18 protein-coding genes, 2 tRNA genes, 3 rRNA genes, 2 other RNA genes and 1 pseudogene are annotated in these 21,581 nt (G+C 63.0%); 5 read left to right on the top strand and 21 right to left on the bottom strand.

Features of this window, described 5'->3' with window-relative positions; all coding sequences use genetic code 11:
- Window positions 1–7: 7 nt before the first annotated feature.
- Both mraZ and rnpB read right to left on the bottom strand, forming a co-directional pair.
- The gene (gene mraZ, locus CAL24_RS03265) at window positions 8–436 is read right to left on the bottom strand and encodes a division/cell wall cluster transcriptional repressor MraZ (RefSeq protein ID WP_028356849.1); all 429 of its coding nucleotides are present in this window, start codon (window positions 434–436) and stop codon (window positions 8–10) included.
- A 271-nt stretch (window positions 437–707) separates the two neighbouring features.
- Window positions 708–1,122, bottom strand: an RNA gene (gene rnpB / locus CAL24_RS03260) — RNase P RNA component class A.
- Window positions 1,123–1,203: 81 nt separating this feature from the next.
- Between rnpB and CAL24_RS03255 the strand changes: the two genes are divergently transcribed.
- Entirely contained in the window at window positions 1,204–3,018 is a 1,815-nt protein-coding gene (locus CAL24_RS03255) for an ATP-binding cassette domain-containing protein (protein WP_094805706.1), read from the top strand.
- Window positions 3,019–3,036: 18 nt separating this feature from the next.
- Here the strand turns inward: CAL24_RS03255 and pyrC are convergent, their stop codons facing one another.
- Window positions 3,037–4,095, bottom strand: a complete 1,059-nt coding sequence (gene pyrC, locus CAL24_RS03250) for a dihydroorotase (protein WP_094805705.1) — start codon at window positions 4,093–4,095, stop codon at window positions 3,037–3,039.
- Between the two features lie 19 nt (window positions 4,096–4,114).
- On the bottom strand, window positions 4,115–5,308 hold the full coding sequence (locus CAL24_RS03245; RefSeq protein WP_028356852.1) for a M20 aminoacylase family protein: 1,194 nt from the start codon (window positions 5,306–5,308) through the stop codon (window positions 4,115–4,117).
- 146 nt (window positions 5,309–5,454) lie between these two features.
- On the opposite strand from CAL24_RS03245, the pseudogene CAL24_RS03240 reads away from it, so the two are divergent.
- Window positions 5,455–5,734 (top strand): annotated as a pseudogene (locus CAL24_RS03240) (SWIB/MDM2 domain-containing protein).
- A gap of 202 nt (window positions 5,735–5,936) precedes the next feature.
- On the opposite strand, the gene CAL24_RS03235 reads toward CAL24_RS03240, so the two are convergent.
- From CAL24_RS03235 to CAL24_RS03210, 6 genes are all read right to left on the bottom strand, one after another.
- Window positions 5,937–6,302, bottom strand: coding sequence for a DUF4870 family protein (locus CAL24_RS03235; protein WP_028356853.1), 366 nt, complete (start codon window positions 6,300–6,302; stop codon window positions 5,937–5,939).
- Between the two features lie 177 nt (window positions 6,303–6,479).
- A 5S ribosomal RNA gene (rrf, locus tag CAL24_RS03230) occupies window positions 6,480–6,592 on the bottom strand.
- A gap of 151 nt (window positions 6,593–6,743) precedes the next feature.
- Window positions 6,744–9,626 (bottom strand): 23S ribosomal RNA (locus CAL24_RS03225).
- A gap of 281 nt (window positions 9,627–9,907) precedes the next feature.
- Window positions 9,908–9,983, bottom strand: a tRNA-Ala gene (locus CAL24_RS03220).
- Between the two features lie 47 nt (window positions 9,984–10,030).
- A tRNA-Ile gene (locus CAL24_RS03215) sits at window positions 10,031–10,107 on the bottom strand.
- Window positions 10,108–10,245: 138 nt separating this feature from the next.
- Window positions 10,246–11,776, bottom strand: a 16S ribosomal RNA gene (locus CAL24_RS03210).
- The 16S, 23S and 5S rRNA genes sit together here with 2 tRNA genes alongside, the layout of an rRNA operon.
- 64 nt (window positions 11,777–11,840) lie before the next feature.
- Here CAL24_RS03210 and CAL24_RS23955 point away from each other — a divergent pair.
- Window positions 11,841–12,383, top strand: coding sequence for a hypothetical protein (locus CAL24_RS23955; protein WP_141218042.1), 543 nt, complete (start codon window positions 11,841–11,843; stop codon window positions 12,381–12,383).
- Here CAL24_RS23955 and CAL24_RS03205 read toward each other — a convergent pair whose 3' ends face one another.
- Window positions 12,384–12,860, bottom strand: a complete 477-nt coding sequence (locus tag CAL24_RS03205; protein WP_028355613.1) for an Lrp/AsnC family transcriptional regulator — start codon at window positions 12,858–12,860, stop codon at window positions 12,384–12,386.
- A 155-nt stretch (window positions 12,861–13,015) separates the two neighbouring features.
- Here CAL24_RS03205 and hppD point away from each other — a divergent pair, with 155 nt between their 5' ends.
- Window positions 13,016–14,128: a 4-hydroxyphenylpyruvate dioxygenase gene (gene hppD, locus CAL24_RS03200; RefSeq protein ID WP_028355614.1), complete on the top strand. Its 1,113-nt coding sequence runs from the start codon at window positions 13,016–13,018 to the stop codon at window positions 14,126–14,128.
- 21 nt (window positions 14,129–14,149) lie between these two features.
- Here the strand turns inward: hppD and CAL24_RS03195 are convergent, their stop codons facing one another.
- The 6 genes from CAL24_RS03195 to ilvD form a co-directional block, all read right to left on the bottom strand.
- A complete protein-coding gene (locus CAL24_RS03195; protein ID WP_212591722.1) occupies window positions 14,150–14,551 on the bottom strand; it encodes a c-type cytochrome in 402 nt (133 codons plus the stop codon).
- Window positions 14,548–15,123, bottom strand: coding sequence for a ferritin-like domain-containing protein (locus tag CAL24_RS03190; RefSeq protein WP_028355616.1), 576 nt, complete (start codon window positions 15,121–15,123; stop codon window positions 14,548–14,550). Before CAL24_RS03190 ends, CAL24_RS03195 begins: the two co-directional genes overlap by 4 nt.
- A 25-nt stretch (window positions 15,124–15,148) precedes the next feature.
- Window positions 15,149–15,856, bottom strand: coding sequence for an RNA polymerase sigma factor (locus CAL24_RS03185; RefSeq protein WP_094805704.1), 708 nt, complete (start codon window positions 15,854–15,856; stop codon window positions 15,149–15,151).
- 87 nt (window positions 15,857–15,943) lie between these two features.
- Window positions 15,944–16,501 carry a peptide-methionine (S)-S-oxide reductase MsrA gene (msrA, locus tag CAL24_RS03180; RefSeq protein ID WP_094805703.1) on the bottom strand — a complete coding sequence of 186 codons (558 nt, stop codon included), beginning with the start codon at window positions 16,499–16,501 and terminating at the stop codon, window positions 15,944–15,946.
- 55 nt (window positions 16,502–16,556) lie between these two features.
- Window positions 16,557–16,904: a c-type cytochrome gene (locus CAL24_RS03175; RefSeq protein WP_028355619.1), complete on the bottom strand. Its 348-nt coding sequence runs from the start codon at window positions 16,902–16,904 to the stop codon at window positions 16,557–16,559.
- Entirely contained in the window at window positions 16,888–18,573 is a 1,686-nt protein-coding gene (gene ilvD / locus CAL24_RS03170) for a dihydroxy-acid dehydratase (RefSeq protein WP_028355620.1), read from the bottom strand. The genes CAL24_RS03175 and ilvD overlap by 17 nt, the downstream gene beginning before the upstream one ends.
- A 99-nt stretch (window positions 18,574–18,672) precedes the next feature.
- Here ilvD and lgt point away from each other — a divergent pair, with 99 nt between their 5' ends.
- Window positions 18,673–19,461, top strand: a complete 789-nt coding sequence (gene lgt / locus CAL24_RS03165; protein ID WP_028355621.1) for a prolipoprotein diacylglyceryl transferase — start codon at window positions 18,673–18,675, stop codon at window positions 19,459–19,461.
- Here the strand turns inward: lgt and CAL24_RS03160 are convergent.
- The 4 genes from CAL24_RS03160 to CAL24_RS03145 all read right to left on the bottom strand — a co-directional run bounded on the left by CAL24_RS03160 (window position 19,436) and on the right by CAL24_RS03145 (window position 21,254).
- Window positions 19,436–20,188: an SIMPL domain-containing protein gene (locus tag CAL24_RS03160; protein ID WP_094805702.1), complete on the bottom strand. Its 753-nt coding sequence runs from the start codon at window positions 20,186–20,188 to the stop codon at window positions 19,436–19,438. The genes lgt and CAL24_RS03160 overlap by 26 nt on opposite strands.
- A 78-nt stretch (window positions 20,189–20,266) precedes the next feature.
- A non-coding RNA gene (ssrS, locus tag CAL24_RS03155) (6S RNA) lies at window positions 20,267–20,450 on the bottom strand.
- Between the two features lie 46 nt (window positions 20,451–20,496).
- Entirely contained in the window at window positions 20,497–20,808 is a 312-nt protein-coding gene (locus CAL24_RS03150; RefSeq protein ID WP_028355623.1) for a cell division protein ZapA, read from the bottom strand.
- Window positions 20,808–21,254, bottom strand: a complete 447-nt coding sequence (locus CAL24_RS03145; RefSeq protein WP_038853907.1) for a hypothetical protein — start codon at window positions 21,252–21,254, stop codon at window positions 20,808–20,810. The genes CAL24_RS03150 and CAL24_RS03145 overlap by 1 nt, the downstream gene beginning before the upstream one ends.
- Window positions 21,255–21,581: the final 327 nt, after the last annotated feature.

The following is a 21,581-nucleotide window of genomic DNA, read 5'->3' as shown; positions in this document are numbered from 1 at the left end:
CGCGGTTTCAGAACGAAAACTGGTTCAACACGTCCGGCATCCCCTGAGCCAGGTCTTCCGCCTCGCGGCGGGCCAGGGAAGCGGCATCCCAGAGCTCGAAGTGCGCGCCCATACCGAGCAGCATCACATCGCGCGTCATACCGGAAGCGTTGCGCAGTTCGGGCGCGATCAGCACGCGACCAGAGCCGTCGAGCTCGACGTCCTGGGCGTTGCCCAGCAGCAGCCGCTGGAGCGCGCGCGCGGACATCGGGAACGCGGCGATCTGCTCGCGCTTCTTTTCCCATTCTTGCCGCGGGTACACCAGCAGACAGCCGTCAGGGTGGCGGGTCAGGGTCAGCCGGCCTTCGGCCTGCGCGACGAGCGCGTCACGATACCGGGTCGGAATCGAGATCCGTCCCTTGGCATCGAGCGTCAGCGCGCTGCTTCCCTGGAACACCACAGTAACCCCACTTAATTGCACAAATTCCTACTTTTTCCCACTCTACGGTAATGGACAAACCCGGTCAAGCGCGTGGTTGCAATTTTTTCAATCACAACAAGGACTTAGGAGACTTTCGAGATTTCCCAAAACAAAAACCCCCTGATAAATCAGGGGGTTGCAGTAACAATTAAAAGTCCTTCTTCAGAAATGGCCCGGATCGGGCGTGCTTTCATTGTTTTACGTTCGGCCCCGCGCGAGCGAGACCGGCCTGGCGGCCCGGATTCAGCGGCAAGACAGGTCTATAGGCCGGATTCTGTACGCCGGGTCGCCCCGGCGGGCAATCATTCCTCTGCGCGGGCCATTGCTGGACCGCTGTAGCCACCTACCCGCATGCTTGGACGAGCCGCCCTTCGGACCCGTGGGTCCACGCATGCCTATTTGGTGTTGCTCCGGATAGAGGTTGCCGCGTTTCACCCTGCGATGCCGCCGCCCATGACGGACGGCGCGGCACGGAGATGGCCGTGCCGGTGCGCGCCTGGCGCGCCCGCCCCGCAGACTCGTCTCTGTGGCCCTGTTCCTCGCCCGCGCCGCCGGGACAAGCCCTGCGGCGCGGCCGGACGGCCGTTAGCCGCTATCCTGCCCTGTGGAGTCCGGACCTTCCTCGACGGATTCGCACCCGCCGCGATTGCCCGACCTGTCTTGCCCGCCCATTTTAGTACAGCCGGCGGCCGGCACGCTTCCTGCGACAATACGGGCTGCTCCGCATCCGGCAACTTGTTCTCATGGCTTTGGCAACCCTCATTACCCTCACCGGCGTCCAACTGGCCTACGGCCACCACGCGCTGCTCGACCACGCCGACTTCACCATCCAGGCCGGCGACCGCATCGGCCTGATCGGCCGCAACGGCGCCGGCAAGTCGTCGCTGTTGCGCCTGCTCGATGGCCGCGCCCAGCCGGACGACGGCGAGGTCGCGCGCGCCTCCGGCCTGCGCGTGGCCACCGTCGAACAGGAGCCGGTCCTGGACGACGGGGCCACCGTATTCGATGTCGTGCACGCCATCGGCGACGACCACGAAGACTGGCAACGCCCGGCGCGCGTCCGGGCCGCGCTCGAGCGCCTCGGCCTGCCGGCCGACGCGCCGCTCGCGGGCCTGTCCGGCGGCACCCGCAAGCGCGTGGCGCTGGCGCGCGCGCTGGTCGACGAGCCCGACCTGCTGCTGCTGGACGAGCCCACCAACCACCTGGACTTCGACGGCATCGCGTGGCTCGAAGAGTTGTTGCGCAACTGGAAAGGCGCCGCGGTCATCATCACCCACGACCGCCGCTTCCTCGACGCGGTGGCCACCCGCATCGTCGAACTCGACCGCGGCCGGCTGCTCAGCTTCCCCGGCAATTTCTCGCAATGGCAAGAGCGCAAGGCCCAATGGCTGGAATCCGAGCGCCTCGAACAGGAACGCTTCGACAAACTGCTGGCCCAGGAAGAAGTCTGGATCCGCAAAGGCATCGAGGCGCGCCGCACCCGCAACGAAGGCCGGGTCCGGCGGCTCGAGCGCCTGCGCGTCGAGCGCGCCGAGCGCCGCGAGCGCATGGGCAATGTCAGCCTGGCGCTGGCCGAAGGGCAGCGCTCGGGCAAGCTCGTAGCCGAACTGAAGCATGTCGACAAGGCGTTCGGCGACAAGGTGGTGGTGCGCGACTACAGCACCACCATCCTGCGCGGCGACCGCATCGGCATCGTCGGCCCCAATGGCGCCGGCAAGACCACGCTGCTCAAGCTGATTCTCGGCGAGCTCGCGCCCGACAACGGATCGACCCGCCTGGGCACCAATGTCGCGGTCGCTTATTTCGACCAGATGCGCGCCCAGCTCGACGAGGACGCCACGCTCGCCGACGTCATCAGTCCCGGCAGCGAATGGGTCGAAATCGGCGGCGCGCGCAAGCACGTCATGAGCTACCTGGGCGACTTCCTGTTCTCGCCGGCGCGCGCCGGCTCGCCCGTGCGCAGCCTGTCGGGCGGCGAGCGCGCCCGCCTGCTGCTGGCCCGGTTGTTCGCGCGGCCCGCCAACGTGCTGGTGCTCGACGAACCGACCAACGACCTCGATATCGAAACTCTAGAACTGCTCGAAGAACTGCTGCAGGAATACGCCGGCACCGTGCTGCTGGTCAGCCACGACCGCGCCTTCCTGAACAACGTCGTCACCCAGACCATCGCCAGCGAAGGCGACGGACGCTGGCGCGACTATGTCGGCGGCTACGATGAATGGGTGGCCCAGCGTCCAGCGCCGCCGCAGCCGGCCCGGCCCGCCCGGCCGGCCGAGGCGCCGCCCGAAACCACGACGGCGGCGCCGCGCGTGCGCCCGGCGCGGCCGGCCCGGCTCAGCGCCTGGGAATTGCGCGAACTCGAAGCACTGCCCGAGGCAATCGCCGACATCGAAGCGCGGCAGGAAGCCCTGTCGGCACGGCTGGCCGACGGCAGCCTGTATCGCGACGCGCCGGAGGAAGTCGAACGCATCAATGCCGAGCTGGCCACGCTGGAAGCCGAACTGGAAGAAAAGTTCGCGCGCTGGGAACTGCTGGAAAGCCGCCGCGCGAATACCTGAGCGCCGCGGCGGCCGGGGTCACGCCACCCGCCACTCCAGCGATTCGCCGGCCGCCAGCGGCACCAGCGAGGTCTCGCCGAACGGCACTTCGTCCGGGATCACATAGTCCTCGCGCCGCAGCGTCAGCGTGCCGGCGTTGCGCGGCAGGCCGTAGAAGTCCGGGCCATGGAAACTGGCGAAGCCCTCCAGCCGGTCCAGCCGCCCGGCCCGCTCGAAAGCGGTGGCGTACAGCTCCATGGCATGCAGCGCGGTATAGCATCCCGCGCAGCCGCAGGCATGCTCCTTCAGTCCGCGCGCATGCGGCGCGCTGTCGGTGCCCAGGAAGAAGCGCGGGCTGCCGCTGGTGGCGGCCTCGACCAGCGCCTGCCGGTGCACTTCGCGCTTGAGAATGGGCAGACAATACCAATGCGGCCGCACCCCGCCCGTAAAAATGGCATTGCGGTTGTACAGCAGGTGCTGCGGCGTAATGGTGGCGCCGATGGGCCCTTCGGCATCGCGCACGTACTCGGCGCCATCCTTGGTGGTGATGTGCTCGAACACGACTTTCAGGCCCGGGTAGGCGCGGCGCAGCGGCTGCATGACGCGCTCGATGAATACCGCTTCGCGGTCGAACACGTCGACGTCCGGATCGGTCACCTCGCCATGCACCAGCAAGGGCATGCCGCAACGTTCCAGGGCCTGCAGGGCCTTGCCGCACTTGCCCAGCAGGTCGGTCACGCCGGCGTCTGAATTGGTGGTGGCTCCCGCCGGATAAAGCTTCACGGCGTAGACCTGGCCCGACGCGTGGGCCCGCACGATTTCCTCGGCCGGCGTGTTGTCGGTCAGGTACAGCGTCATCAGGGGCGTGAAATCCACCGCATCGCCCTGGCGGCGCAGCGCGTCATCGATGCGCTGGCGATAGGCCAGCGCCTGCTCGGTGGTGGTCACCGGCGGCCGCAGGTTCGGCATGATGATGGCGCGCGCGAATTGGCGCGCCGTGTCACCCACCACGGCCTGCAGCGCGGCGCCGTCGCGCAGGTGCAGGTGCCAGTCGTCGGGGCGGGTGATGGTCAGTTGCGTAGCGTTCTGTGAGGACATGAAAGCGAGGGATGGCGGCTCAATCGGCCAGAGGCATGCCGCGCTCGGCCAGGGCGCAGAACATCGCGCTGCCCAGCGGAATCACGGCATCATTGAAGTCGAAACGGGAATTATGCAACAGGCAGCCCGACTCGGCGCCGCCCTGCCCCAACCGGAAATACGCGCCCGGCCGCGTCTGCAGCATGAACGAAAAATCCTCCGAGCCCATCGAGGGGGTCAGGTCGCGCACCACGTTTTCCTTGCCGACCATGTCGGTGGCGATGTCGGCCACCAAGTCGGCGTGCTGCGGCGTATTCAGGGTGGCGGGATAAATGCGCTGGTACTCGATCTCCGCGGTGGCCCCGAAGCCGCCCGCCACCGCGCCCACCAGTTCGCGCATGCGCGTTTCCACCATTTCCTGCACCGACTTGCGGAACGTGCGCACCGTGCCGACCATCTTGGCCTCGCGCGGGATCACGCTCATGGCGCCCGGGTGCCCGGCCTGCAGCGAGCCGATCGACAGCACCGCCGAATCGAGCGGATTCACATTGCGCGACACGATGGTCTGCAGCGCCGTGATGACATGGCCGGCAATGGTCACAGGATCGATGGTCTGGTACGGATGCGCGCCGTGGCCGCCGCGCCCGGTGATGGTGATCTCGAAGCGGTCGGCGGCCGCCATCATGGGGCCGGGATTGATGCCGATGGTGCCCGGCTTGAGGCCCGGCCAGTTGTGGAGCGCGTAGATGGCATCGCACGGGAACGTATCGAACAAGCCGTCCTCGATCATTGCCTTGGCGCCGCCCCGGCCTTCTTCGGCGGGTTGGAAGATCAACACCGCGGTGCCATCGAAGTTGCGCGTCTGCGCCAGGTAGCGCGCCGCGCCGAGCAGGATCGCCGTATGGCCGTCGTGCCCGCAGCCGTGCATCAGGCCCGGCTTGCTCGACTTGTAGGCGAAATCGTTGTCTTCGGTCATGGGCAATGCATCCATGTCGGCGCGCAAGCCGATCATGCGCCCGCTGTCGCAGCGGCGCCCGCGTATCACGCCCACCACGCCCGTCTTGCCGATGCCCCGGTGCACTTCCAGGCCCAGTGCTTCCAGCGCGCCGGCCACGATGCCGGACGTGCGGACCTCTTCGAAACCGAGTTCCGGATGGGCGTGCAAATCGCGGCGAATGGCAGTCAATTCGTCGTGAAAGAGGCGGATGGATTCGAGCGCGGATCTGGCGTACATGAGACGTTACACACCTTGGTAGTGGGGTGTCCAAGTCCCCATTTTAGTTGCTACAGAGCATAAATGGCTTTGTCTTTGGCTGGGAGACACGTTATGCTCCGCCCGCAGGACAATTTTTCCAACAGCCAGAGAAGGAGCGCCGCATTATGGCTACAACCTCCAAACCCGCGACCGCACGCAAGCCGAACGCCGCATTCATGAAGCCGCTGACCCCCCAGCGCAGAGCTGGCCGCCGTCATCGGCTCCGAAGCCGTGCCGCGCACCGAGGTCACCAAAAAGATCTGGGAATACATCAAGAAACACAACCTGCAAGATGCCAGCAACAAGCGCAACATCAACGCCGATGCCAAGCTGCGTCCGATCTTCGGCAAAGACCAGGTCACGATGTTCGAACTGACCAAGCTGGTCAACGCCCATCTGAAGTAAGCCGGCAAAGGGCGTACCTGGTACGTCCCTGCCTTCCGCCCGACGCGCGCGCCAGGGCCGCTTCTCCAGGCCCGCAAGCCTGTTTTCCTCCGAGAACCCCTGCCGCACTGTGCGTTCCGGCCGGCGCCGACGCACCCGCCTGGCGGACTCCCAAAACAGAAACGGCTGACCCATGGTCAGCCGTTGTCATATGGCGTAGCCTTCAGGCATAGGATGTAGGCGCGGACCCTTCCAACAGGGCCAGCCAGCCCTTGATCAGGCGGTACAGCACCCACACCACGGTAGCAGCCAGGCCGATCCAGCCGATGAAAATCAGCGTGGCGATCGCGCTGATGGCCAGCCACAGCAGCGCCCACCAGAAGGTGCGCAACAGCCAGTCGAAGTGCGCGGCATACATGGTGCCCGCCGTATCGGCACGCTTGACATACATCAGCACCACCGCCGCCAGCGTGGCGATGCCAAGGAAGCCACCCGTGAGAAAACCCAGCGCATACAGGCCGTAGGCTACATGGGTCAACGTGCGCAAATCGGGTGAATTGCCGGGCAGGGAAGTCTGGGGATCGCTCACGATAGCCGCTCCATCGAATAGATTTAGTCAATCTTACCGCACAAAGACACATGGCCGGGCCTGGCGAGAGACCGTATTACCGCGATGTGGCGGGGTCGCGACGCGGGGTGGCATTTTCCGTTTGTCTCAAAAGCAAAACCCCAGTGAGGGGAGCTCACTGGGGTTTTGGGGATAAGAGCCTGACGATGACCTACTTTCACACACGGATGTGCACTATCATCGGCGCGAAGGCGTTTCACTGTCCTGTTCGGGATGGGAAGGAGTGGGACCACCTTGCTATGGTCGTCAGGCGTAGCGGGTTGGGCGCAGGCCGAGTGTGGCCGGCGCCGCAATTCGGAAGAAGCACATCGCGCCCGGGATGGGGCGAGGGTTATGAAGTTTGTTTGAACGGCACTTGACTGCTACGCGCTCATACCAGGTCTATAAAACCCGCAGAGTTATAGGATCAAGCCGCACGGGCAATTAGTATCGGTTAGCTCAACGCATTACTGCGCTTCCACACCCGACCTATCAACGTTCTGGTCTCGAACGACCCTTCAGGGGGGTCAAGCCCCCGGGATACCTAATCTTCAGACGAGTTTCCCGCTTAGATGCCTTCAGCGGTTATCTCTTCCGTACTTAGCTACCCGGCAATGCCATTGGCATGACAACCGGTACACCAGAGGTACGTCCACTCCGGTCCTCTCGTACTAGGAGCAGGCTCCGTCAAGTATCCAACGCCCACGGCAGATAGGGACCAAACTGTCTCACGACGTTTTAAACCCAGCTCACGTACCTCTTTAAATGGCGAACAGCCATACCCTTGGGACCGGCTACAGCCCCAGGATGAGATGAGCCGACATCGAGGTGCCAAACACCGCCGTCGATATGAACTCTTGGGCGGTATCAGCCTGTTATCCCCAGAGTACCTTTTATCCGTTGAGCGATGGCCCTTCCATTCAGAACCACCGGATCACTATGTCCTGCTTTCGCACCTGTTCGACTTGTCAGTCTCACAGTCAAGCACGCTTATGCCATTGCACTATCAGCACGATTTCCGACCGTACCTAGCGTACCTTCGAACTCCTCCGTTACGCTTTGGGAGGAGACCGCCCCAGTCAAACTGCCTACCATGCACTGTCCCCGATCCGGATAACGGACCAAGGTTAGAACCGCAAACAAACCAGGGTGGTATTTCAAGGACGGCTCCACCGAATCTGGCGACTCGGTTTCTGCGCCTCCCACCTATCCTACACAGGCCGGTTCACAGTCCAATGCAAAGCTACAGTAAAGGTTCATGGGGTCTTCCCGTCTAGCCGCGGGTAGATTGCATCATCACAAACACTTCAACTTCGCTGAGTCTCAGGAGGAGACAGTGTGGCCATCGTTACGCCATTCGTGCAGGTCGGAACTTACCCGACAAGGAATTTCGCTACCTTAGGACCGTTATAGTTACGGCCGCCGTTTACCGGGGCTTCGATCAAGAGCTTGCACCCCATCACTTAACCTTCCGGCACCGGGCAGGCGTCACACCCTATACGTCGACTTTCGTCTTGGCAGAGTGCTGTGTTTTTAATAAACAGTCGCAGCCACCGATTCTCTGCGGCCCCATCGAGCTTGGCGCGCGGGCGCCTCACCCTACCGGGGCATACCTTCTCCCGAAGTTACGGTATCAATTTGCCGAGTTCCTTCTCCTGAGTTCTCTCAAGCGCCTTGGAATATTCATCCCGTCCACCTGTGTCGGTTTGCGGTACGGTCTCGTACAGCTGAAGCTTAGAGGCTTTTCTTGGAACCACTTCCAATCACTTCGCGAGACTTGCTCGCTCGTGCCACACCCTTGAATTACGCGCCCGGATTTGCCTAAAGCGCCTTCTCCAATGCAGCAACAGGGACATCCAACACCCTGATGACCTTCCGCGATCCGTCCCCCCATCGCACTGTACGACGGTGCGGGAATATTAACCCGCTTCCCATCAGCTACGCATCTCTGCCTCGCCTTAGGGGCCGACTCACCCTGCGCCGATGAACGTTGCGCAGGAAACCTTGGACTTACGGCGAGGGGGCTTTTCACCCCCTTTATCGCTACTCATGTCAGCATTCGCACTTCTGATACCTCCAGCAACCCTTACGAGTCACCTTCACAGGCTTACAGAACGCTCTCCTACCGCGTGTACAAAGTACACACCCGCAGCTTCGGTTTATCGCTTGAGCCCCGTTACATCTTCCGCGCAGGACGACTCGATCAGTGAGCTATTACGCTTTCTTTAAAGGATGGCTGCTTCTAAGCCAACCTCCTGACTGTCTATGCCTTCCCACTTCGTTTCCCACTTAGCGATAATTTGGGACCTTAGCTGGCGGTCTGGGTTGTTTCCCTCTTGAGTCCGGACGTTAGCACCCGGTGCTCTGTCTCCCAAGCTGGACTTGCGGGTATTCGGAGTTTGCCATGGTTTGGTAAGTCGCCATGACCCCCTAGCCATAACAGTGCTCTACCCCCCGCAGTCATACTTGAGGCACTACCTAAATAGTTTTCGGAGAGAACCAGCTATTTCCAGATTTGTTTAGCCTTTCACCCCTATCCACAGCTCATCCCCTAGTTTTTCAACACTAGTGGGTTCGGTCCTCCAGCACGTGTTACCGTGCCTTCAACCTGGCCATGGGTAGATCATCTGGTTTCGGGTCTACACCCAGCGACTGAATCGCCCTATTCGGACTCGCTTTCGCTACGCCTTCCCTATCCGGTTAAGCTCGCCACTGAATGTAAGTCGCTGACCCATTATACAAAAGGTACGCCGTCACCCCATTAAGAGGCTCCGACTGTTTGTATGCATACGGTTTCAGGATCTATTTCACTCCCCTTCCGGGGTTCTTTTCGCCTTTCCCTCACGGTACTGGTTCACTATCGGTCGATCACGAGTATTTAGCCTTGGAGGATGGTCCCCCCATCTTCAGACAGGATTTCACGTGTCCCGCCCTACTTCTCTTACGCCTAGTTCCACCAGCCAGATTTCGTCTACAGGGCTATCACCTGCTACGGCCGGGCTTTCCATCCCGTTCGACTATCTGATTGGCTAAATCGTAAAGGCTGCTCCGATTTCGCTCGCCACTACTTTCGGAATCTCGGTTGATGTCTGTTCCTCGAGCTACTGAGATGTTTCAGTTCACCCGGTTCGCCTCCACTGGCCTATGTATTCAGCCAGGGATACTGCTTGCGCAGTGGGTTTCCCCATTCGGACATCTGCGGATCAAAGCTTGTTTGCCAGCTCCCCGCAGCTTTTCGCAGGCTACCACGTCCTTCTTCGCCTGTGATCGCCAAGGCATCCACCATATGCACTTAGTCGCTTGATCCTATAACACTACCGTCTTATAGGACGCTGATATGTTTCGCGTTTGTGCCGTTCATAAGTTTCAAAGCCATCCCGATCCAACTGCGATCGGAATCTTGAGACTTGGAACTAAATCTATGCAATCACAACCCGTGCTCATTTTCATCGGCTCGCGCCGACTACTACATGAACACACTTTCGTTGTGCTTCTTCCTGATTGTTAAAGAACGATGTATAGCTCGCATTGGGCAAAACCCAACGCACAGGGCTGACTCGCAACCCTGGGCGTTGAACTCTGGCGCATGGTGGAGGTGAACGGGATCGAACCGATGACATCCTGCTTGCAAAGCAGGCGCTCTCCCAGCTGAGCTACACCCCCGTATCCCCTCATCCGCGGCCACTACCGGCCGCCGCCTCGGAAATACCTGGTGGGTCTGGTTGGATTCGAACCAACGACCCCCGCCTTATCAAGACGGTGCTCTAACCGACTGAGCTACAGACCCAAAAACCCTCTTCGGATCAGCAGTCAGGGTCGCGGCCCAGGGAGGACTCCCCCTCACCCAACGCCCGCAACCGATCCCGGCTACACATATAAACAACCGATAAGCGTGGACGCTTAATAGTCCGCACTTCAAGCTCTTAAAGGAGGTGATCCAGCCGCACCTTCCGATACGGCTACCTTGTTACGACTTCACCCCAGTCATGAATCCTACCGTGGTAATCGCCCCCCTTGCGGTTAGGCTAACTACTTCTGGTAAAACCCACTCCCATGGTGTGTCGGGCGGTGTGTACAAGACCCGGGAACGTATTCACCGCGACATGCTGATCCGCGATTACTAGCGATTCCGACTTCACGCAGTCGAGTTGCAGACTGCGATCCGGACTACGATCGGGTTTCTGGGATTGGCTCCCCCTCGCGGGTTGGCTGCCCTCTGTCCCGACCATTGTATGACGTGTGAAGCCCTACCCATAAGGGCCATGAGGACTTGACGTCATCCCCACCTTCCTCCGGTTTGTCACCGGCAGTCTCATTAGAGTGCCCTTTCGTAGCAACTAATGACAAGGGTTGCGCTCGTTGCGGGACTTAACCCAACATCTCACGACACGAGCTGACGACAGCCATGCAGCACCTGTGTTCCGGTTCTCTTGCGAGCACTGCCAAATCTCTTCGGCATTCCAGACATGTCAAGGGTAGGTAAGGTTTTTCGCGTTGCATCGAATTAATCCACATCATCCACCGCTTGTGCGGGTCCCCGTCAATTCCTTTGAGTTTTAATCTTGCGACCGTACTCCCCAGGCGGTCAACTTCACGCGTTAGCTGCGCTACCAAGGGCCGAAGCCCCCAACAGCTAGTTGACATCGTTTAGGGCGTGGACTACCAGGGTATCTAATCCTGTTTGCTCCCCACGCTTTCGTGCATGAGCGTCAGTGTTATCCCAGGAGGCTGCCTTCGCCATCGGTGTTCCTCCGCATCTCTACGCATTTCACTGCTACACGCGGAATTCCACCTCCCTCTGACACACTCTAGCCCGGTAGTTAAAAATGCAGTTCCAAGGTTAAGCCCTGGGATTTCACATCTTTCTTTCCGAACCGCCTGCGCACGCTTTACGCCCAGTAATTCCGATTAACGCTTGCACCCTACGTATTACCGCGGCTGCTGGCACGTAGTTAGCCGGTGCTTATTCTGCAGGTACCGTCAGTTGCCCCAGGTATTAACCAGGGCCGTTTCTTTCCTGCCAAAAGTGCTTTACAACCCGAAGGCCTTCATCGCACACGCGGGATGGCTGGATCAGGGTTGCCCCCATTGTCCAAAATTCCCCACTGCTGCCTCCCGTAGGAGTCTGGGCCGTGTCTCAGTCCCAGTGTGGCTGGTCGTCCTCTCAAACCAGCTACGGATCGTCGCCTTGGTAGGCCTTTACCCCACCAACTAGCTAATCCGATATCGGCCGCTCCAATAGTGCGAGGCCCGAAGGTCCCCCGCTTTCCCCCAAAGGGCGTATGCGGTATTAGCTACGCTTTCGCGTAGTTATCCCCCGCTACTGGGCACGTTCCGATACATTACTCACCCGTTCGCCACTCGCCGCCAGACCGAAGTCCGCGCTGCCGTTCGACTTGCATGTGTAAAGCATCCCGCTAGCGTTCAATCTGAGCCAGGATCAAACTCTTCAGTTCAATCTCTGTAGTTCGCGCACCGCTACCGAAGTAGCAGCACTTTGCTCAAAGGAAGTGAGGTTCGATGAATATCTTTGACATATTCAAGGTTCTTCACTTCGATGTGAGCACTTGGTTCTCTTTGGCCTGGCAAGCCCGGCTAAACCGGACCCGCCTCGCGCGGCCCACCAAGCGCCCACACTTATCGGTTGTTTCGTTGTTAAAGAACAGGTACCGCTTACTGCCCGCCAGCTGCTTCGCAACCGGCTTGCTGTCTCAGCAGCACAGAAACGAGATTATGAGGCCTTTTTTGAAACCTGTCAAATCGATCGAATCTGACTTGCTGCGGCTCGCTGCCTGGACATCAGGGTTAACCCTGATATTTTCGTCAACTGCCAAGCCCGAAATCTTAACACGACTTTTGCAATCTGTGCAACAACGCTGTGAGGCATCGTGCCATTCGCCGCAAAAGATTCCGGCCCTTCGCCGCCTGGAAAATCACGTTCAAGCAGCGAAGGAGCGAGACTATAGCACAGATGACAAAGGCGTGACGGTCAGTACGACACTATTTTTTGAAACCGCCAAAACAAACGGGGACGGCTATGGGGCAGAAAGCCGTTCTATATAGCTATAGGCGCAGTTCGGTGGTTTCCTTGATCTGCTGCAGCGCAAAGAAGGACTTCATGTCCACTACTGCGGGATGGCGCATGAGCGTGTCCATGGCGAAGCGCGAAAAATGGGCCAGGTCGGCCACTTGCACGCGCAGCAGGTAGTCCATGTCGCCGGACATGGCATAGCACTCCACTACTTCGGGCCAGCGCTGCACATCGCGGGCGAACTCGCCCATGGGCGCGTGGCTGCCGCCGACATGCTTGTTCAGGCGGATGGTGACGTAAGCCAGCAGGCCCAGGCCGACTTTCTCGGCGTCGACCAGGGCTACGTAGCGCTTGATGAAGCCCCGCTCTTCGAGCCGGCGCACCCGCCGCAGGCAGGGGCTGGGCGACAGGGAGACCCGGTCGGCCAGTTCCTGGTTGCTGAGGCGGCCGTCGCGCTGCAATTCGGCCAGGATTCGGCGATCTGTCCTGTCGAGCTCGGTATCTGACATTATCTGCCCTGAATGTATTTCAATGAGCAATATTATTGCTCAATACCGGCCTTCCCGGGGCATATTTGCAATCGTCTGCTGCGCTTTGCTCCCTACAATCTCCGTCCTAGACTTGATTTTCGAGTCCTCCAACACGACACAAGGGAGAGCCTCTCATGAACACCTCTTTCCAGACCTGGGACAACCCGATGGGGACCGCCGGCTTCGAGTTCATCGAATATGCCGCGCCGGACCCGGCCGCGCTGCGCAAGGTATTCGAGACACTGGGCTTCAAGGCGATCGCCCGGCACCGTCACAAGGACGTGACGCTGTACCGCCAGGGCGGCGTGAATTTCCTGATCAACGCCGAACCCGACTCGTTCGCGCAGCGCTTCGCCCGCCTGCACGGCCCGTCGATCTGTGCCATTGGCTTTCGCGTGCAAGACGCGGCCAAGGCCTACAAGCGCGCGCTGGAGCTGGGCGCCTGGGGCTTCGATTCGCACAGCGGCCCGATGGAATTGAACATCCCGGCCATCAAGGGCATCGGCGATTCGCTCATCTACCTGGTGGACCGCTGGCGCGGCAAGAACGGCCATGGCGGCATCGGGGACATCAGCATCTATGACGTGGACTTCGAGCCGCTCGACGTGCAGACCGCCGCCAGCGACCTGACGCACGCCGGCGCGGGGCTGACGCTGGTGGACCACCTGACGCACAACGTGCACAAGGGCCGCATGGCCGAATGGTCCGAATTCTACGAGCGGCTGTTCAATTTCCGCGAGATCCGCTATTTCGACATCGAAGGCAAGGTCACCGGGGTGAAGTCCAAGGCCATGACCTCGCCCTGCGGCAACATCCGCATCCCGATCAACGAGGAAGGCACGGAAGAGAAAGGCCAGATCCAGGAATACCTGGACCTGTACCGCGGCGAAGGGATCCAGCACATCGCCATGGCGACCGAGGACATCTACGCGACGGTCGAGGCGCTGCGCCAGAACGGCGTGGCATTCCTGGATACGCCGGACACCTACTATGAACTGCTGGACCGACGCCTGCCGAACCATGGCGAAGACGTGGCGCGCCTGCAGACGAACCGCATCCTGCTCGACGGCGCCCCCGGCGGCGGCCTGCTGCTGCAGATATTCACCGAGAACCAGATCGGTCCGATCTTCTTCGAGATCATCCAGCGCAAGGGCAACGACGGCTTTGGCGAAGGCAATTTCAAGGCGCTGTTCGAATCCATCGAGCTGGACCAGATGCGTCGCGGCGTGCTCAAGACCGTCGAATGAGCCGCCGCCCGCCGGCGCGCTTTATGGCGCGCAGGCGGGCGCCTGTTTCAGGTAGGCAATGAGATCGGCGCGTTCCTGGGGGTCGGCAACGCCGGCGTAGCCCATGGACGTGCCCGGCACCGCGGCGAGCGGGTTTTTCAGGAACAGGTCGAGGGTCTGCTCGTCCCAGACGATGCCCGACCGCCGCATGGCGTCGGAATAGGCGAACCCCGGCACGCTGCCGGCGCGCCGCCCGAACAGGCCGCAATGGCGTGGCCCGGTGCGGTCATGGGCCAGCGCGTGGCATGCCAGGCAGCGCTCATAAATCGCCTGGCCCCGCGCGGCCTCGCCGGTATAGGCCGGCGCGGGCGGGGCGGCCCATGCCGCCCCGCCGGCCAGCGCCACCCCCGCCAGGCTGATCGCACCGGCCATGCGCGCAGTCATGATACGAACGCGTCCGGCACCGGGTTTTCGCCCAGCGCCTGCCGCAAGACGGCCCAATGCATGGCCTCGTCGCCCAGGATACTGGCCGCGGCCTTGGCCAGCTCGCGGTTGTCGAACACCGGCACCGCCCCCAGGTAGGCGCTGACCGCGCCCTTCTCCAGCGCAGCCGCGAAGCGCAGCACGTCGGCCTGGGATTTCAGCGTGCTGGTCGGAAAGACATACTTGTCTTTCGGCGCCACAGGCCTGCCGCCCAGCGACGCGACCGTCTTGGACAACAGCTCGGCATGCGCCTTGTGGTGGCCCTGGAAGGACAGGGCCAGCTCCCGCACCGGCTTTTGCAGCAGGCCGCTCTCGGCCCCGAGCTGGTAGGCGGCAATAGCCTCGAGTTCGGCGCCCAGTGCGGTATTGAGGATGCGCACATCCGATTCTTGCGCCTTGCCGCCCTTGGCGAGCGCGTCGCGTCCGGCCAGCAGCGCAACCGCCGCGCCCGACAGCAGCAGGCCGCCCTGGCCCAGGAACGCGCGCCGGCCCGGGCGCGCGCGCGTACACGCCCCTATCGTCAGAAACGACATGATGCACCTCCAGTGGTGAAGAGAATCAGCGGTGTGGGGCGGTGGCGCCGAGCCGCTCCATGACGGCGGCGACGATGCGGTCGCAGCGGTCGCCGGCAAACGAGAATGCGCTGTTCAGCCCATCGGCCATTTCGCGCTCGAGCGCCTTGCGCAACAGGGCGCGTGCGCGGAAGTAGCGGGTGCGCACCGTGGCGCCGGGGATATCCAGGCAGTCGGCCACTTCCTCGACGCTCATTTCCTCGATGGCGCGCAGCACGAACACCATGCGGAAGGTGTCAGGCAACTGGTCGATCTTGCTTTCGAGCAGCTTGCGCGTCTGCGCCTGCAGCACGACCTGCTCGGGCGGCAGCCCGCTGGCGGCTTCGTACATGCTTTTCTCCGGCAAGTCCGGGAGGTCGCCTCCCAGGTCGGCGAGCGGCACCAGGCCGAGCCGGCGCTTGCGCTGGCGCAGGCGCTGCTTCGATTCGTTGACCACGATGCGCACCAGCCAGGTGTTCAGCGAAGCGTCGCCGCGAAAGGAAGCCATGACGCGATAAGCCTTGAAATAGGCTTCCTGCACCGCTTCTTCGGCGTCCGCGTCATCGCGCAGGATGCTGCGGGCGGTACGGTACAGGGTCTGGTTGCAGCGCCGCATCAGCGCGCACAAGGCCTCGCTGTCGCCGCGCGCGATGCGGCCGGCCAGTTCGACATCGGGCGATACCGCGCCGCCAGGCTTCAACAGGGTCAAGGACATGTCCGCAGCTCCCGCCCCGCATTATCCGGGGGTATGCCGCATTAGATGCGGCAACGGCGCGCGGCGTTCCCGCCGGCGCCGCGGCTGTCAGCGGGCCAGACGGTCGCGGAACTGCTTGCGGAACTTGGCGACCTTGGGCGCGATGACGAACTGGCAATAGCCCTGCTCGGGATGCAGGGCGAAATAATTGCGGTGATAGTCCTCGGCCGGCCAGAAAGTGGCCGGCTCGCGCAGTTGCGTGACCAGCGGGGCGTCGTAGATTTTCTGCGCCTCGATTTCAACCATGACGTCCTGCGCCTGCTGGCGCTGCGACTCGTCCTGCCAGAAGATGGTGGATTCGTATTGGGGCCCGACGTCGTTGCCCTGGCGGCCCGGCGTGGTGGGGTCGTGGGTGGCGAAGAAGACGCGCAGCAGGTCGCTGTACGAGAGCACGGCGGGGTCGAACTCGACCCGCGCCACCTCGACGTGGCCGGTCTGCTTGCCGCACACCTGCTCGTAAGTGGGGTGGTCGACATGGCCGCCGCTATAGCCCGGCACGACGCTGACCACGCCGCGCAGGTCGGCCAGCACGGCCTCGACGCACCAGAAGCAGCCGCCGCCGAGCACGGCGACCTGGTTATTTCCTGCAGAAGCTTGTTGCGACATGGCGATTCCTTGTTCAAAGGGCGGGCCGCACGGCCCGCCGGCGCGCCGTCCGGCGCTATTCGGGCTTGGCGGGCGCCAGGGAGAGGATCCACTGCGCCAGCTGGCGCGCTTCGTCTTCGCCAACTTGGCGCTGGGCCGGCATGGGAACGGCCCCCCAGGCGCCGCGGCCGCCGTTGCGGATCTTGTCCGCCAGATACTGCACCATGGCGTCGCCCTGGCCGGCATAACGCTCCGCCACGCTGCGCAGGGGCGGCCCTACGCGCTTGCTGTCGACCTGGTGACAGGCCATGCAGGCCTTGTTGCGCGCCAGTTCGGCGCCGGTTTCCTGGGCCGGCACGGCGGCCGGCAGGCCCGCCCACAGGACGCAGGCGGCCGCCGCCGCCAGACTACTCTTCAAACGCATCGGTGACTGCCCCACGGCTGGCGGTGCCGGCCAGCTTGCCGAACTTGGCAAGCACGCCGCGCGTGTACCGGGGCTTGGGCTGGACCCAGGCCTTGCGGCGCGCCGCCATTTCCTCGTCAGAAATGTTGAGTTGCAGCAAAAGCTGGTGAGCGTCGATGGTAACCGAATCGCCCTCGCGGATCAGGGCGATGGGACCGCCCACATAGGCCTCGGGCGCAACGTGGCCCACCACCATGCCCCAGGTCCCGCCGGAGAAGCGCCCGTCAGTGATGAGCCCGACGGTCTCGCCCAGCCCCTGGCCGATCAGGGCGGACGTGGGAGCCAGCATCTCGCGCATGCCGGGACCGCCCTTGGGGCCTTCGTAACGGATCACCACCACGTCGCCGTCGCGGATGCGGCGATCCATGATGGCGGCCATGGCGTCGTCTTCGGAATCGAAGACGCGCGCGGGACCGGTAATGGAGGGATTCTTCAGGCCGGTGATCTTGGCCACGCAGCCTTCCGGCGACAAGTTGCCCTTGAGGATGGCCAGGTGCCCGTGCGGATACAGCGGACGGTCGATGGGGCGGATGACGTCCTGGTCGGCGCGCGGCGCGGACGGCACGTCGGACAGCGTCTCGGCGATGGTCTTGCCGGTGATGGTCATGCAATGCCCGTGCAAGAGGCCGGCGTCGAGCAGGATCTTCATGACCTGCGGGATGCCGCCGGCCCGGTGCAGGTCGGTGGCCACGTAGCGGCCCGATGGCTTGAGGTCGCAGATGACTGGCACGCGCTGGCGGATGCGCTCGAAATCGTCGATGGTCCAGGGCACCTCGGCGGCGTGGGCAATGGCCAGGAAGTGCAGCACGGCGTTGGTGGAGCCGCCCGTGGCCATGATGACCGAGACGGCGTTCTCGATCGATTCGCGGGTAATGATGTCGCGCGGACGCACGCCGCGCCGCACGGCGTCGACCAGCACGCGCGCCGACTCGGCCGCCGACGCGACCTTCTCGTCGTCTTCGTTGGCCATGGTGCTGGAATACGGCAGGCTCATGCCCAGCGCCTCGAAGGCCGAGCTCATGGTGTTGGCGGTGTACATGCCGCCGCACGAGCCCGAACCGGGAATGGCGCATTTCTCGATCTGCTTGAAGTCCTCCTGGTCCATGCGGCCCATGGTGAACTCGCCCACGGCCTCGAACACCGACACAATGGTGAGGTCCTTGCCCTGGTAGCGGCCCGGTTTGATGGTGCCGCCATAGACATAGATGCCGGGGACGTTCATGCGGGCCAGCGCGATCATGCCGCCCGGCATGTTCTTGTCGCAGCCGCCGATGACCACCACGCCGTCCATCCACTGGCCCTGCACGGCGGTCTCGATACAGTCGGCGATGACTTCGCGCGACACCAGCGAGTATTTCATGCCCTCGGTGCCCATGGACATGCCGTCGGAGATGGTGGGCGTGCCGAACACCTGCGGATTGGCGCGCGCCGCACGCACCGCCTCGATGGCGGCATCGGCCAGCCGCTGCAGGCCGCTGTTGCAGGGCGTGATGGTGGAATGGCCGTTGGCCACGCCGATCATGGGGTTCTCGAAATCCGCTTCCTGGTAGCCCAGGGCGTAGTACATGGCCCGGTTGGGCGCGCGGGCGACGCCGTGGGTGATATGGCGTGAACGTTCGTTGTTCGGCATGGTCTGTCTCCGGTATTGCGCGATGGCGCGGCCGCCCGCGATGCCGGGGCGACACGTTCGCCGGTTATTATCGACCAATCTTTTTCTGCGTGGCGGAATATGCTGCACTATCCCGAATTCGATCCCGTGGCCCTGCGCATCGGCCCCCTGGCCATTCACTGGTATGGCCTGATGTACCTGGTGGGCTTCGCGCTCGTCTATGCACTGGGCCGCGTGCGCCTGGCGCGCGGCCACACGCCGGCCTTCACCCCGCGCGACCTGGAAGACCTGATCTTCTACAGCGTGCTGGGCGTGGTGCTGGGCGGCCGGCTGGGCTATGTGCTGTTCTACAAGCCCGGCTATTACCTGGCGCATCCGCTGGAAACGCTCTACCTGTGGGAAGGCGGCATGTCGTTCCACGGCGGGCTGATCGGCGTCATCCTGGTGATGCTGCTGTTCGCGCGCAAGAAAGGCGTGTCGTTCTTCACGGTCAGCGATTTCATCGCGCCGTTGATCCCCCTGGGCCTGGGCGCGGGCCGGCTGGGCAATTTCATCAATGGCGAACTGTGGGGCCGGCCCACGGATGTGCCCTGGGCGATGGTGTTCCCGCAGTCGGGCGACGGGCTGCCGCGCCATCCGTCGCAGCTCTATGAGCTGGGGCTGGAGGGTATCGCGCTGTTCGCGCTGCTGTGGTGGTTTTCCAGCAAGCCGCGCCCCACCGGCCAGGTGAGCGCGCTGTTCCTGATCGGCTACGGGGCGTTCCGGTTCCTGGTGGAATTCACCCGCGAGCCGGACGACTTCCTGGGCCTGCTGGCCGGCGGCATGAGCATGGGACAGTGGCTGTCCCTGCCCATGGTGCTGGCCGGCATCGTGATGTTCGTGCTCAGTGCAAGACAACCGTCCCGTTGACGGCAATGCTGACGGTGACCTTGCCCGCCTCGAGCGGCACATCGGCCGCTTCGGCCATGCTGCTCTTGGCCATCATCTGGGCGCCCATGGGGCGCGGCACCGGCACCGGCGAGCCGCCGCCGCTCAGTTCGAGCTGCCGCACCTGGTAGCCGCTGAAGCCGAAGGCCGTGGCGGCCGCCAGCGCGCGGTCACGGAAGGCTTCGGCGGCCTGGCCGAGCAGTTTGCGTTCTTCGGCCTCGCGCGCTTCGCGTGACAGCAGGAAACTGATCTGCGCGATGGCGGCCTTGTCGCCCAGCTTGGATGCGAGCGCCGAGGCGGCGGCGAAGTCCTTGGATTCGAGCGTGATTTCGCCGCGGGCGCGCCAGTTCTGGATCTTGCCCTTGTCGTTGGCATTGGGCCAGACGTTGTAGCCGCCGGTGCGCACTTCCACGCCCTTGGTGCCCTGCGCCCGCTTGACGACTTCGTCCAGCGCGGCGGTCAGCGCCTTGCCGGCGGCGGCCTGGGAGGCCGCCTCGAGTTCGGTGGCCAGGGTGATGCGGACCGTGTCCTGTTGCACATCGGACGAGGCGGAAGCCTGGAGCGTGAGTTCGGGCGCGCGCTTGGCGGGTTCTTCGGCCTGCTGCGGCGGCTGCGGCTGCGCCCAGGCGGGCTGGACGGCCGCCAGGGCCAGGGCGGCGCAGCACGCGGCGGCGATCCGAGTCAACGAGAACGCGGGATAGGAGTGCATAGCAAACCTGTCAGAGTGGAGGGAAGAGAGGAGGAAGATGTCCGGCGCGGACCTGCCGCTGTGCAGGCCCGCCGGAGTAGATGCCCCGCCTGTGCCGTCTAGGCCGGCATCTCGAACCGTAAGGTTCAAGGTGGTCGCGTTCCGTCGAGCGTCGGGTTCGTCTGCGAGAGACGATCGCTCCAGCTCGCCATTCACGCAACCATATGCCGTAAGACATAGGTTCAGAGAATGTATGGCCGAGTCACGAACACGGCAGGGACAAACTGAAAAAACATTGCGTGATGACCGACACGCCGGGGGCTTGCGCCCTACAGCAATTTTTCCTGCCCGGACAAGGCGTCGTCGAGCAAGGAGTTCATGTCCTCGATTCTACGCTTGAAGTCGCCGACCGCCAAACCGCCCAGCGGCCCGTCGGGCGCTTTCATGGCCAGCAGCTCGCCGGCGATCTGCAGCGCGGCCATGACGGCGATGCGTTCGTTGCTGGAAACCTTGCCGGAACCCTGGATGCGCAGCATGAGATGGTCGACATGGCGCACCGCGGCCATCAGCGCGGGCTTTTCATCGGCGGAGCAGGCGAGCGAGTAGTCGCGGCCCAGGATGGTGACATCGATGCGTTCCATTACGGCTGTTCTCCGGTCGGCGCGCCCGGCAGCTTGGCCAGTACGGTGTCGATGCGCTCGCGGGCCGCGGCGGCGGCGACGCGCAGGCGCTGGAGATCGGTATCGCGCGCACTGAGGCTGCCCTGCAACTCGGCCTCGCGGGCGCTGGAGCGCGACTCGACGGCCTGGCGCTCGGCGGCTTCGCGGGCGAGTTGCTCGCGCAGGTCGGCTTCAGCCTGACGGGCTTCCGCCAGCATGCCGGCAACGGTGCCGTCGTGCTCCTGCAGCTTGGCCTGCAAGGCCTGGATTTCGGCCTGGTGTTCGGCGCAACGTTGCTCGAGCGAGCGCTGGCTGGCTTCACTTTGGCTCAGGCGGACACGCAACGCATCACGCTCGGCATGCAGTTGCCGCGTGCGTTGCACCAGTTGCCCGATACGGGCGGCGAGTTGATCGAGGTCTTGCAGCATGGGCGCTATCGTAAACCATCCGCGCGCCGCCCGGGCGGCCGCACGCAAGGTGAGAAATACGGCAATATTCAGTAGGACTTCGGGACAGGCCCGGACGTACGAACCAGAAGCATAAAACGTCCGTCGAGCCGGTGGCGGCTTTCGCCCGTCTTTCTATTGACTTTCACTTTGCTTTCATTCTGGAGCCGTTCCGGTCCGGGGTTACAACTTGGACGCCCGTTCTAGGGAAAACCCCATATTTGCGGCCGTTTACGCGGGTTTGCAGCCCCAGACCCCTCCATTACCATGCGCGCTGCCCAAAAGGCGCCTCCTTCTCCAAGAACAAAT

It is taken from the genome of Bordetella genomosp. 2, assembly GCF_002261345.1.
Taxonomy (GTDB): domain Bacteria; phylum Pseudomonadota; class Gammaproteobacteria; order Burkholderiales; family Burkholderiaceae_B; genus Bordetella_A.
This window is presented reverse-complemented; position numbering and strand designations above follow the sequence as displayed.

What these genes read in the sequence shown, in the direction of transcription:
- CAL24_RS03255 (WP_094805706.1), top strand. Translation starts at nt 1,204, where the DNA reads ATGGCTTTGGCAACCCTCATTACCCTCACCGGCGTCCAACTGGCCTAC.
- pyrC (WP_094805705.1), bottom strand. Translation starts at nt 4,095, where the DNA reads ATGTCCTCACAGAACGCTACGCAACTGACCATCACCCGCCCCGACGAC.
- CAL24_RS03245 (WP_028356852.1), bottom strand. Translation starts at nt 5,308, where the DNA reads ATGTACGCCAGATCCGCGCTCGAATCCATCCGCCTCTTTCACGACGAA.
- CAL24_RS23955 (WP_141218042.1), top strand. Translation starts at nt 11,841, where the DNA reads ATGAATATCTTTGACATATTCAAGGTTCTTCACTTCGATGTGAGCACT.
- CAL24_RS03205 (WP_028355613.1), bottom strand. Translation starts at nt 12,860, where the DNA reads ATGTCAGATACCGAGCTCGACAGGACAGATCGCCGAATCCTGGCCGAA.
- hppD (WP_028355614.1), top strand. Translation starts at nt 13,016, where the DNA reads ATGAACACCTCTTTCCAGACCTGGGACAACCCGATGGGGACCGCCGGC.
- CAL24_RS03195 (WP_212591722.1), bottom strand. Translation starts at nt 14,551, where the DNA reads ATGACTGCGCGCATGGCCGGTGCGATCAGCCTGGCGGGGGTGGCGCTG.
- CAL24_RS03190 (WP_028355616.1), bottom strand. Translation starts at nt 15,123, where the DNA reads ATGTCGTTTCTGACGATAGGGGCGTGTACGCGCGCGCGCCCGGGCCGG.
- CAL24_RS03185 (WP_094805704.1), bottom strand. Translation starts at nt 15,856, where the DNA reads ATGTCCTTGACCCTGTTGAAGCCTGGCGGCGCGGTATCGCCCGATGTC.
- msrA (WP_094805703.1), bottom strand. Translation starts at nt 16,501, where the DNA reads ATGTCGCAACAAGCTTCTGCAGGAAATAACCAGGTCGCCGTGCTCGGC.
- CAL24_RS03175 (WP_028355619.1), bottom strand. Translation starts at nt 16,904, where the DNA reads ATGCGTTTGAAGAGTAGTCTGGCGGCGGCGGCCGCCTGCGTCCTGTGG.
- ilvD (WP_028355620.1), bottom strand. Translation starts at nt 18,573, where the DNA reads ATGCCGAACAACGAACGTTCACGCCATATCACCCACGGCGTCGCCCGC.
- lgt (WP_028355621.1), top strand. Translation starts at nt 18,673, where the DNA reads ATGCTGCACTATCCCGAATTCGATCCCGTGGCCCTGCGCATCGGCCCC.
- CAL24_RS03160 (WP_094805702.1), bottom strand. Translation starts at nt 20,188, where the DNA reads ATGCACTCCTATCCCGCGTTCTCGTTGACTCGGATCGCCGCCGCGTGC.
- CAL24_RS03150 (WP_028355623.1), bottom strand. Translation starts at nt 20,808, where the DNA reads ATGGAACGCATCGATGTCACCATCCTGGGCCGCGACTACTCGCTCGCC.
- CAL24_RS03145 (WP_038853907.1), bottom strand. Translation starts at nt 21,254, where the DNA reads ATGCTGCAAGACCTCGATCAACTCGCCGCCCGTATCGGGCAACTGGTG.